Here is an 11511-nt window from a genome sequence, read left to right on the forward strand (position 1 = left end):
CTCATTAACTTTTTTACTCGTTACCTTCATCTAATAAATAGTCAAGTAACTGGGCTGTTTTCTCAAGGTCCTTAACTGTAGTTGTTACACCAATAATAAACTCATCATTGGCAGTAATGCAAGGGATATTAGCAAACTTAGAAATACGGATACCATATATGTGCTCTTCAGCCTCAACTAACTCTTGGTCGTCATTATACTTCTGATTATAAGTTACTAATCGGTCCTCATACTTTTCTAGTAATCCACTAAACTCTGGTATAGTCTCTAATGGTACAAACATATCAGCACCTAACTGTCTGGTATAACTTTCAAACATCATAGGCTCTAAACCTAATACATCAAGTTCATCTGTCTTTACTAATAAAGGAATCTTTTGGAGCATAGCCATTCCCATCTCACCCATATTATCCCAATCAACAATTGATAACCCTAAATCTGCATTAAACATTTCCTTGTATGACTTTACTACTTCAGGCTGCGTTTCATCATAATTCATTTTCCCTGCTAGGACAATATCTACATCATGCACTTCCTGAGGTGTAAAAATAGAAATCACTAAGCTTGAAATAATTACTGCCCCAATAATAAATGATAAAATATACCATCTATAGTATTCCCATATATGATTTACTTTTTGCTTAAACGTAAGTTCCTTAAAGTCCTTACCATACTTCTCCATATTTTGCTTGTCCTCCTGTTTCATTCTTCCCCTTTGCCTTAGGTATAGAGTGTGCTATACTTATAGCAAGATTTTCGATTTTATTATAAACTATGTTAAATTATAAAGCAAAATTATATTATTTATATGAATGTTAAGGAGGAATTTATGAACTTTTTAAATAAATTAGAACGTAAATATGGACGTTTTTCCATTCCTAATCTTATGCTCTATATTATTATGGGAAACATCATTGTTTATATAGCTCAATTCTTATTAGGTTTACCTATTATAGAGTGGATTTACTTCGATCCAGCTTATATTATGCAGGGGCAAATCTGGAGAATCATTTCATGGATTTTTATTCCTATCTCTAGTAGCCCTATATGGTTTATTTTTGCTATATTACTTTATTATTCTATTGGTAGAGAATTAGAATACCAATGGGGTGCTTTTAAATTTAATGTTTATTATTTACTAGGAATCATTTTTAACATTATTGCCTTCTTTATTTCTGGTGGAAATATGATTATTACTGCAACTTATATGAACTTATCTTTATTCTTAGCTTATGCTGTACTTTTCCCAGATGTACAATTTGCACTTTATGGGATTATTCCTATTAAAGTTAAGTATCTTGCAGCTCTAGATATTGCTTTCTTACTTGTTAATCTCATTCGAGGCACTACTAGCACCAGAATTCTTATTATTGTTTCTTTACTTAACTTTTTATTATTCTTTGGTTCAACCCTTATGCGTGGGCGTCGTACAAGTACGCAGAAACAATTTAAGAAACAAAAGCGTGAGCTTAAACAAGGGGCTCCTATTAAGGTAGCCTTTCATAAATGTGCTGTGTGTGGTAAAACTGAATTAACTGACCCTGAGGCAGAATTTCGTTACTGTTCTAGTTGTAATGGTAACTATGAATATTGTATGGAGCACTTACACAATCACGAACACAAACAATAATCGCATGTATAAAGGACCTACTATTTCTTTCTTAGAAATGGTACGTCCTTTTTGTTTATCTTCCTATTCCCTAGGTAATATAATAATCTCGAGTTTCTCATATTCCTCTTTATCAAAACTAAGTATTTTTTTATTTCCCTCTAAATCCTCTATCATCATAACAAGCCTTTTTTCTAAAAGCTGTTTATAATATTCCTCTTCCCCTATTATGTCTTTACCATTAACCTTTAAAATCACGTCGCCACGCTTAATAGTGTTTCTTTGTTTCTGCTCCTTGTTAATCTCAATAACCCTAACACCCTTTTTAGGTAAGCTATACATATAGGGACCTCGCTCCATGAAATCATTTATTACAAATAATAACTCATGTGCAATTGGCATCATGATCATGCCTAATACTAAAGGTACTTTTCTTAAACAAACTAATAGCCCAATCAGTAGAATAATACTCCCATACAAAAAAATGCATTTACCACTCTTTTTAGCTTTAGCCTCAGGTTTCATAGTATAAGTTTCATCAGCATAAACTAGCACACAAAGTAATGGTACATAAAAGCCCTTAATCGTAAATAAAAACAGGGGGATATACCACTTCCTATAAGCTTGATATCCTCCTGTTATTTGGTTTCTTTTGTAATTAATAATACACTGATTCTCTCTTGCACCGAACAGATACGTTAGTAATCCTTCAAGCATATGAAGGGCACCAACAATGAGTATGAGCTTTTCATAAGGTAAAGTAAAATACATTGCTTTTAACTTAAATCCTACCAATATTGTGTCCATTAAATATACTAAGGCAGTGACATAAGCTAAACAAGTCAATTTTTTATCTATAAAGCCTAGTATCAGGCTCATTAATAGTAATATAACAAGTTCCCAGGAAACAGGCTCACCATAGTTTTTTAAGATGATTCCTGCACTTAATAAAATTCCTATTGCGCTACCTATTACTACTTCTCCTTTACTCTCCCTAATGAAAATCACCTCCTACAATACTACTTGAGTTTTTCTTTAACCACCTTAATAGCAGTTTGTAATTGGTCATCTTCTGTATCTGTTAATTCTCTACCCTTTAAAATCTTTTCAGTACTTAATTTGACTTCATAATCAGGTGCAATTCCTATACCTTGAATACATACACCACTAGGGGTGAAATATTGAGAAGTTGTTAATTTAATAGCTGAGCCATCTGATAAAGGAATGATTGTTTGTACAACACCTTTTCCAAAGGTTGTTGTTCCTATTAGCTCTGCTCTACTATAGTCTTTTAAAGCACCTGCTAATACTTCTGAGGCACTTGCACTATTACCGTTAATGAGTACCACCATAGGAATATCTGTATACTTACTATCAGCGTAATATTCGCTACCTTTACCTTGTTTATCCTTGGTAGATACAATAATACCTTCTGGTACTAATTCATCGGCTATTTGTTCCACAATGTTTAAAAGACCACCTGGATTATCTCTTAAATCTAATACTAGTCCTTTTGCTTTTTCTTTCTTTAATTTATCTAGTGCTACCTTAAACTGGTCATAAGTTACTGCTTCAAATTGTTTGATTTGAATATAGCCTACTTCATTATCTAACATTCTAAAATAAACCGTTGGAGAAGCCACACTAGCTCTTTCTATGGTAAAATCATAATTTTTTTCTTCCGAAGGTCTATAAACAGTAATATCAACAGTTGTTCCCGGTGTTCCTTTTACTAAGGTTGGCAGTATTTCAAATTCATCGCCAGTAACACGTTTACCAGCTGCCTTAATAATTCTATCCTTTGGTTTTATACCAGCCTTCTCGGCAGGTGAGCCCTCAAATACCTCTGTCACTTCTATACTATTATCATAGGTTTGAAGTGTCATTTGTATACCTATTCCAGCATACATACCACTAGATTTCTCTTTAAAGCTTGCATATTCATCAGAAGTATAGTAGTTCGTATAAGCATCACCTACACCTGCAACAAAACCTTTATAGATGCCCTCCTCTAGTTTTTGTTCATCAATATCTCCCACATAATAATCTTTTAAAACTGCTTCTATTGCTTGCAATTTTTTATCCACATAATGATACTTATCTACAAATGCTGTAGTAACTAAGACCATTGTAACGAGTAAAAAACTTACAGCAGCACCACGAAAAATAGTTTTCTTTTTCATCAATGCTACCTCCTTAGTATAAAATTAAATGCGCTTACTATTATTTTATGTTGTTTTCCTCTGTATTATCCTTCTAAATATCACCCATAAAATGTATTTATTAGAATAGAAAAACTTAGAGCCCTTCTCTTAATTTGAGAATTGCTCTAAGGCTTTTTTAAGTAAGCTATCATTTTCTTTACTGATGCTTCCCTTTTCTATATATTCCACTTTTTCCTGCTCAGTCATAAATACCATTTCATCTGGTTCTATACCTTTATCTGATAGCTGCTTGCCAAACTTGTCATATAATACGCCAGTGGCCACATTAAGCCCACTGCCATCTTCTAAAGCAACTAACTCGCTTACATAAGCTAATCCATAAGTATCTGTTCCCATTTGAATAGCTACATCCTGCATGGCACTTACAAAAGCTTCTGCTCCACCTCTTGTATAACGGTCTGTTAATAACACAACTTTTTGATCATATTTGCCTGATGACATTTCGAAACCCTGTATGTCACTTTTACCATGTTTCAATTTAAAGGCAATCCCTTCATCTAAAAATAAGTCGCACATTTTACTAACTTCGTCAACATTATTGGTATAAAGCTCTCTCACATCAAGTATAATACCCTTTATCTTCTGAGCTTCAAATTCCTTGATTACCTGATCAAGATGCTCACTTGTTCCATTTCTAATACTTTCTAGTTTAATATAGCCAACTTGATTTATCATTTCATATTCTAAATCATCTAATGGAACTAGTGCTGCTGTAAGATTAATTATTTCTTCTTTTTCATCTGCACTTCTTTTTATCTTATATGAAATGGATTGTTCTCCTGTGTAAGCTAGCTTATCAAGTACTTCTTTTTGATTAGCACCCACTACTTCTATACCATCAATAGCTATAATATGATCACCAGCTTTAAGACCGGCTTTGGCAGCTGGTGACTCAGGAATAACATCTGTAATTAAAACAGACCTACCATCAGCTTCCCAAGTCATCATTAAACCTACACCTAAATAGTTACCTTGGCTAGTAGCTTCAGCTTGTTTAAATTCATCTGTTCCAAGATAATATGTAGCTGAATTTTCTAAGCCACTTACATAGCTAGTGTAGATACTATCTGTGATTTCTTCTTCGCTTATTTCATCAATATCATATAAATAGCCACTTGATAAATATTTATTAATCATTTCCAGCTTGCTAGTAGAATAATAGGCGCTACTGCTTTTAGAACTACATCCTACCACTAGTGTAATCATGCCAAGGCTAGCTGTAATAAGAATAACTTTTTTTAATAAATTTGCTGGTTTCAATGTAGTCTCCTTGCCTTATTTATCTCTTTTTATTTATTATTTACCTAACTCTGGCGATTTAATACTCATTAGTTTAAATATGGCCATGGACTTGTATGGCTACCATTGACACGAACTTCAAAGTGACAGTGGTTACCTGTAGAATAGCCAGTGCTACCGATCTTAGCAACAACTTGCCCTTTGCTTACTGTCTGTCCCTGACTTACCACTACAGATGAATTATGTCCATATAAGGTTACAATGCCACTACCATGACTAATCATAACAGTATTGCCATATCCATTGATCCAACCTGCTGTAATAACAACGCCATCTCCTGCTGCTACAACATCCTCTCCATAACCAGCTGGAATATCTATTCCTGTATGGAATTCATAATTACCTGAAATAGGACTTGTTCTAGGGTTGTATTCTGAACTAATGCGGTAGTACCCTGGTACTGGCCAAGTAAAGGTACCTCCTGTATATTGAGTTGGTATCTGATTCTTGTTTTTTGCTTCCATTTCTTCTGTAAGCTTTTTAATATCTTCTTCTAGTTGCTCAGATATTTCTTCTAGCTTAGAAATTTCACCTGCTAGTTTACCTTCTTCACTTTCTAACTTATCAATAGCTACTTGTTTTGCAGCTCTAGCTTCTTCTAATTCATTCTTTTTACTAATTTCTTTCTTTTGAAGTAAATCTAAATCAGATTTTTCGGATTCAATTTTTTCTTTTTGAACCTCTATATAATCAATCTGAGCTTGATAGGTATCTAGCAACGTATTATCCTTTTCTGATATACGTCTGATATATTCTAGACGATTAATGGCTTCCCAAAAACTATTAGAAGAAAAAACAACTTGTATATATCCTACTTTTTGATTCTTATACATTTGGACCATACGTGCTTTGGTAGCCTCGTATTGTTCATCTTTTTTAATATTAGCAGCTTCTAGCTCTTTTTCGCTTTCTTCAATCTCAAGCTTTTTCTGTTCTAACTGATCACCTAGTTCTTTAATATTATCTTGTATAGCAACCATTTTCGTATCAACTTCTTTAATCTCCGCTTCAATAGCTGCTCTTTCCTGTTTTCGCTCTTCAAGAAGTTGTTCTTTATCTTTGATATGCTGCTCGGCACTGCTTAGTTGATTCTTCTTATCATTAATAGTATCTGCATAAACAGGAACCAGTAGCAATGTAAATGCTAATAAAATACTAATTTGCTTTTTCATAGTTCCTCCTGATTATACTTTTAAGTGTTTATGTATAGCAAAAGCACTTCCGATAAGACCTATTCCAATACCTAGACTTAAGTACATAGGAATTAAAGAAGTCATAATAGTTGCTGTAGGCATTAATGCAATTTCACCTAATATACCGGTTGCACTTTGAGACATTCCTTGAACCCAATTATAGGCAGATGCTACTGCAAGGATAGCTACTAATGCACCAATAAGTCCTACTAACATCCCTTCAATCAGAAATGGGACACGAATAAAACCATCTGTTGCTCCTACATACTTCATAATATTGATTTCTCTTTTTCGAATATAAACGGTTAGCTTTATCGTATTAGACATAAGTAGAAGACCCACTACTATAAGACATATGATAATAGCATAACACACATAGTTTACAGTATTTCTAATGTTAATAAAGGCTTCTGTTTCATTTTTAAGGTAAACTGCTTCATCAATTTCCTCTAATTCTTGAACCTTTTTAACCAATTCACTTTGATTTTTAATATCTATAGCGGTAATTTCAAAAGAAGCTGGTAAAGGATTATCCTCCTTAAACATAGCAAACAAGCTTGCATCTTCATTTTCTTCGCTAAAGTTCTTTAGTGCATCGTCCTTTGAAATATAGGAAACACCTGCTACGTTAGGCATTGCTTCTATTTTATTTTTAAGACCTAGGATAGCTGTATCACTTAAGCCTTCTTCAAGATAAGCTGTAATGCCAAACTTACTTTCTATTTGTTCAATCATGTAGTCAATGTTGGTACCAACTGAATAGGACATTCCCAATATAAGCAAACATAGTACAATTGTTCCTGCTGAAGCAAATGCCATTGTCCTGTTTCTCCATAGCCCTACGATACCCTCTTTAAATAAATACTTGAGAGTATTCCACTTCATCGTCATATCCTCCTTCATGCACATCCTTGCTTATTTGTCCATTAGAAATTTCTATCACACGTTTCTTTAAAGTGTTAACTATTTCTCTCTCGTGAGTAGCCATAATAATAGTGACTCCTCTTCGGTTGATATCCTGTAAACAGTTCATAATCTCCCAGGAAGTCGCTGGATCTAAATTACCTGTAGGCTCATCTGCAATTAATATTGGATTATTATTAACAATAGCTCTTGCTAAAGCTGTTCTTTGTTGCTCTCCCCCTGATAATTCATTAGGATAACAGCGTGCTTTTCTTGCAAGGCCTACAAGTCCTAATACGATAGGTACATTTTTTCTAATTTCTCTAGAGGTAGCACCTACAATCTGCATAGCAAAGGCTACATTCTCATAAACAGTTTTATTAGGAAGTAGTCTAAAGTCCTGAAATACCATACCTAGGTCTCTTCGTAAGTAAGGAATCTGTCTTCTCTTTAGTTTAGAAATATCTTTGTTGTTGATAATAATTTTGCCATGATCAGGGTCAATTTCTTTAAAAAGCAGCCTTAAAAAAGTGGATTTACCAGAACCACTGTTTCCAGTGATAAATACAAATTCACCCTTTTCAATTGTTAAGCTGACATTATTAAGTCCAACTGCCCCATTAGAATATACTTTAGATACACCCTGTAATTGAATCATTTACAATCCCCTGTTTCTACATTCTATTTTGACTTTGTCTTTCCATATAGTCCATATATTGACTTACCATAATTGTAATTTTGAAAATAATAGCATCATCAAATTTACGTAAATCAAGTCCTGTTGTTTTTAATAATTTATCTAAACGATAAACTAAGGTATTTCTATGAATATAAAGTTGTCTTGAAGTTTCAGATACATTTAAGCTGTTTTCAAAGAACTTATTAACAGTCATTAATGTTTCTTCATCAAAACTATCTACGCGTTTATCTTTTAATACTTCCTTAATGAAAAGCTTGCATAAAGATAAAGGCAATTGATAGATAATTCTTCCAATACCTAATTTAGAGTAATGTGAAATGTGTCCTTCACAGTTAAAAATCTTACCTACTTCAAGAGCCATATTAGCTTCTTTATAAGAATTAGAGACATCTTTAAGATCACTTACTACAGCACCAACAGCTACATATACTTTGCTCATAGCTTCAGCACTTAAAGTATCATAAATCATCTTAGCATAATTTTCGATTTCTACTGGATTATCAGTATTAACTTCTTTTACTAAAATAATATTTTTTTCATCTACTGCTGTTACAAAATCTTTTGTTTTATCTGGGAAAATGTTTCTTAAGATATCAGACATACTGCTATCTTTTTTCTCTTCACATTCAATTAAATAAACAATACGTTGTACATTATTTTTAATATGAAGTTTTTTAGCCCTTGTATAAATATCCACTAATAATAAGTTATCAAGTAATAGATTTTTAATGAAGTTATCTCTATCAAAACGCTCTTTATAAGCAACTAATAAGCTTTTAATTTGAAAAGCTGCTAGCTTACCTAATTTATACGCTTCATCATCTGCACCACTTACAGAAAGAACATATTCAACTAAGTATTCGTCATAAATCTTAAAATAGTGTGATGCTTGCATTTCTTGGCTATCTGCCTGTGAATTAATAAAAGCTTCTACTTGTGGTACATATTCTCCTGCACTTTTTCCATCTGTAGTTACTACAATTTTAGATTCTGCATCTAATACGCAAAAGTCTCTTCTTGTAATACCCTTGAGGCCATCAATTGTATTTTGTAAAATTTGATTAGATATCATATATTTATCAACTCCCAATTATTAAATAATTTATATTCCCAGTATCTTTAATACTATTCTATCCTATTTAGGTGTAAAAAAAAAGTTATATTTTATTATTTATCCACAAAAACCGTTATTATGCCACCTATTTCTCTTATTAATAAATAAAAGCACTAAGATGTTACATCTTAGTGCTTCTTAAGTCTAAATTAGTTTGTGATTGTTTGTTGGCTTTCTAAGTCAAATACATGAACTTTAGTTACATCAAACGCAATTTTAACTTCATCATCTGGACCAGCTTGGCAAGATGTGTCAAAACGTCCTGTAATGTTGTTACCTTCACAGATCATGTAGAAGTTCTTTTCTGCACCAAGCATTTCTACTACTTCAACTGTAGCTGAAGCAACAATGTAGTCTGCTTTTTGTTCTTCGAAAAGTGTTGATGGTTCTGCGATGTGTTCTGGACGAATACCCATCATAACATCTTTACCTATGTAACCACCTGCAACTACTTTTTCTGCTTTTTCTTTTGGAAGTTTAATTTCTACGCTACCAAATGTAAGCACAACGTCTTCGCCTCTTTTAACAGCTTTAGCTTCGATTAAGTTCATTTGTGGTGAACCAATGAATCCAGCTACGAATAAGTTTTGTGGTTTACTATAAAGATTAGATGGAGAATCTACTTGTTGGATAACACCATCTTTAAGAACTACGATTCTTGTACCAAGTGTCATAGCTTCTACTTGGTCATGAGTAACGTAGATGAATGTTGTTTGTAATCTGTGGTGCATTTTAGAGATTTCTGTTCTCATTTGTACACGAAGTTTAGCATCAAGGTTTGATAAAGGTTCGTCCATAAGGAATACTTTTGGTTCACGAACGATAGCACGACCCATGGCAACACGTTGACGTTGTCCACCTGATAATGCTTTTGGTTTACGATCTAAGCATTGGTCGATATCAAGGATTTTAGCTGCTTCACGTACACGACGGTCGATTTCTTCTTTTGGAGTTTTACGAAGTTTTAAACCGAATGCCATGTTATCATATACAGTCATGTGTGGGTATAAAGCGTAGTTTTGGAATACCATAGCGATGTCACGATCTTTTGGAGCAACATCGTTACAAAGTTTGTCACCAATCCATAATTCTCCTGAAGAAATTTCTTCAAGACCAGCGATCATACGTAATGTAGTAGATTTACCACATCCTGATGGACCTACGAAGATGATGAATTCTTTATCTTCAATATCTAAATTGAAATCTTTAACTGCTACGAAGCCGTTTGAGTAACGTTTTTCGATGTTTTTTAATTTTAAACCTGCCACTTTGATTTCCCCCTTAAGTTTGGATAATTCATATGTCATTGGACTTACTTTACTATACTATACTTTTCTTTAGTTTCGCTATTGACTATTTTTATAAAAACAATTCTAGCATTTTGGCTAATAGTCCCAAATATCCCTCATCTCCTAATTATTAGGAGGTATAAACCTACTTTCACCATGAATATCAACAAATTCACTGGGGTATTCTTTATAAACATTTACATAACAACTGTTATAATCTGTAATTTTAAGTCACATTAACAAAGATTTTTATACATTTTGAGCGTATACTACGTATTTTTACTAAGATTTTCTATAAAATACCACTTCCTTCAAAAATAGTGGTAGTACAAGCATACGTTTAAAACGTGTTGGTTGTTGTAACAATCGATAAAACCATTCTAATCCTAGCTTTTGAAAAGCAAGAGGAGCTCTTTTTACTCTACCTGCCATACCATCTAAGCTTCCACCCACACCTATAGCTACTCTCACATTTGGTAATAATTCCTTATTTTCCTCTATCCACATTTCTTGCTTTGGTGCCCCTAATGCCACTAGTAAAATATTAGCACCTGAAGCATTAATATCCTCTATAATAGCTGGTTCATCTTCTTTTTTAAAATAGCCATCTCTAGTTCCAACAATCTGAATACCAGGATAAGTTTCTCTCATCTTCTGTGCAGCCTCTTCTGCAATCCCTGGCTTACTTCCAAAGAAATAATACTTGTAGCCTTCCTTCACAGCTCTTTTCATTGTATTTTGTACTAAGTCATAACCTGCTACACGTTCTGGAAGTCTTTCTCCCTTTTGGAGCTTTGATGCAATAACAACCCCTATGCCATCTGGTACTACTAAATCTGCTTTTTTTATAACCTCTAAAAACGCTTTGTTTCCTTTGGCTAGCATAACAATCTCCGGATTAGGTGTATATACTGGATGAAGGCCATCTGACTTCATGAATTCACTTACTTTCTCTACTGCCCCATCCATTGTTATATTCGAAATAGGTACACCTAAAATCTCTATTGTATTCATCATATTCTACCTCCACAACTCTTCATTGTTCATGCTTAATTGTTTATTATTCATCCATCATTATTTACTATTCTTTTTAACACTTCAATCTAATTTTTCATTTTTCATTTTTCTTTTCTAATTCTTCATTATTAATTCTTCATTGCTTTCCTGTTTATATTACTC

At 33.3% G+C, this 11511-nt stretch carries 11 protein-coding genes; 1 reads left to right on the forward strand and 10 read right to left on the reverse strand.

Going from position 1 to position 11511, the window contains the following annotated elements; genetic code table 11:
* Positions 1-13 precede the first annotated feature (13 nt).
* A complete protein-coding gene (locus tag EKH84_RS21015) occupies positions 14-682 on the reverse strand; it encodes a hypothetical protein (protein WP_127067820.1) in 669 nt (222 codons plus the stop codon).
* A gap of 147 nt (positions 683-829) precedes the next feature.
* Here EKH84_RS21015 and EKH84_RS21020 point away from each other — a divergent pair, with 147 nt between their 5' ends.
* Complete coding sequence (locus EKH84_RS21020) at positions 830-1630, forward strand: rhomboid family intramembrane serine protease (protein ID WP_127067821.1); 801 nt, start codon at positions 830-832, stop codon at positions 1628-1630.
* Positions 1631-1693: 63 nt separating this feature from the next.
* Here the strand turns inward: EKH84_RS21020 and EKH84_RS21025 are convergent, their stop codons facing one another.
* From EKH84_RS21025 to EKH84_RS21065, 9 genes are all read right to left on the reverse strand, one after another.
* Complete coding sequence (locus EKH84_RS21025; protein ID WP_127067822.1) at positions 1694-2617, reverse strand: hypothetical protein; 924 nt, start codon at positions 2615-2617, stop codon at positions 1694-1696.
* 11 nt (positions 2618-2628) lie between these two features.
* Positions 2629-3792 carry a S41 family peptidase gene (locus tag EKH84_RS21030; RefSeq protein WP_127067823.1) on the reverse strand — a complete coding sequence of 388 codons (1164 nt, stop codon included), beginning with the start codon at positions 3790-3792 and terminating at the stop codon, positions 2629-2631.
* Positions 3793-3921: 129 nt separating this feature from the next.
* On the reverse strand, positions 3922-5094 hold the full coding sequence (locus tag EKH84_RS21035; RefSeq protein ID WP_127067824.1) for a S41 family peptidase: 1173 nt from the start codon (positions 5092-5094) through the stop codon (positions 3922-3924).
* 68 nt (positions 5095-5162) lie between these two features.
* Positions 5163-6305 carry a murein hydrolase activator EnvC family protein gene (locus EKH84_RS21040; protein WP_013658455.1) on the reverse strand — a complete coding sequence of 381 codons (1143 nt, stop codon included), beginning with the start codon at positions 6303-6305 and terminating at the stop codon, positions 5163-5165.
* 12 nt (positions 6306-6317) lie between these two features.
* Complete coding sequence (gene ftsX / locus EKH84_RS21045; RefSeq protein ID WP_190283422.1) at positions 6318-7211, reverse strand: permease-like cell division protein FtsX; 894 nt, start codon at positions 7209-7211, stop codon at positions 6318-6320.
* Positions 7180-7887 (reverse strand): cell division ATP-binding protein FtsE, encoded by a 708-nt coding sequence (ftsE, locus tag EKH84_RS21050; protein ID WP_013658457.1) that lies wholly within the window; start codon positions 7885-7887, stop codon positions 7180-7182. Before ftsE ends, ftsX begins: the two co-directional genes overlap by 32 nt.
* A 16-nt stretch (positions 7888-7903) precedes the next feature.
* Positions 7904-9001, reverse strand: coding sequence for a PucR family transcriptional regulator (locus EKH84_RS21055; RefSeq protein ID WP_013658458.1), 1098 nt, complete (start codon positions 8999-9001; stop codon positions 7904-7906).
* A gap of 191 nt (positions 9002-9192) precedes the next feature.
* On the reverse strand, positions 9193-10311 hold the full coding sequence (locus EKH84_RS21060; RefSeq protein WP_041713080.1) for an ABC transporter ATP-binding protein: 1119 nt from the start codon (positions 10309-10311) through the stop codon (positions 9193-9195).
* Positions 10312-10614: 303 nt separating this feature from the next.
* A complete protein-coding gene (locus tag EKH84_RS21065; RefSeq protein ID WP_127067826.1) occupies positions 10615-11349 on the reverse strand; it encodes a WecB/TagA/CpsF family glycosyltransferase in 735 nt (244 codons plus the stop codon).
* Between the last annotated feature and the right edge of the window lie 162 nt (positions 11350-11511).

Origin of the sequence: Cellulosilyticum sp. WCF-2 (genome assembly GCF_003990395.1) — a bacterium.
Lineage (GTDB): Bacteria > Bacillota > Clostridia > Lachnospirales > Cellulosilyticaceae > Cellulosilyticum > Cellulosilyticum lentocellum.

What these genes read in the sequence shown, in the direction of transcription:
- EKH84_RS21015 (WP_127067820.1), bottom strand. Translation starts at nt 682, where the DNA reads ATGGAGAAGTATGGTAAGGACTTTAAGGAACTTACGTTTAAGCAAAAA.
- EKH84_RS21020 (WP_127067821.1), top strand. Translation starts at nt 830, where the DNA reads ATGAACTTTTTAAATAAATTAGAACGTAAATATGGACGTTTTTCCATT.
- EKH84_RS21030 (WP_127067823.1), bottom strand. Translation starts at nt 3,792, where the DNA reads ATGAAAAAGAAAACTATTTTTCGTGGTGCTGCTGTAAGTTTTTTACTC.
- EKH84_RS21040 (WP_013658455.1), bottom strand. Translation starts at nt 6,305, where the DNA reads ATGAAAAAGCAAATTAGTATTTTATTAGCATTTACATTGCTACTGGTT.
- ftsX (WP_190283422.1), bottom strand. Translation starts at nt 7,211, where the DNA reads ATGAAGTGGAATACTCTCAAGTATTTATTTAAAGAGGGTATCGTAGGG.
- ftsE (WP_013658457.1), bottom strand. Translation starts at nt 7,887, where the DNA reads ATGATTCAATTACAGGGTGTATCTAAAGTATATTCTAATGGGGCAGTT.
- EKH84_RS21055 (WP_013658458.1), bottom strand. Translation starts at nt 9,001, where the DNA reads ATGATATCTAATCAAATTTTACAAAATACAATTGATGGCCTCAAGGGT.
- EKH84_RS21065 (WP_127067826.1), bottom strand. Translation starts at nt 11,349, where the DNA reads ATGATGAATACAATAGAGATTTTAGGTGTACCTATTTCGAATATAACA.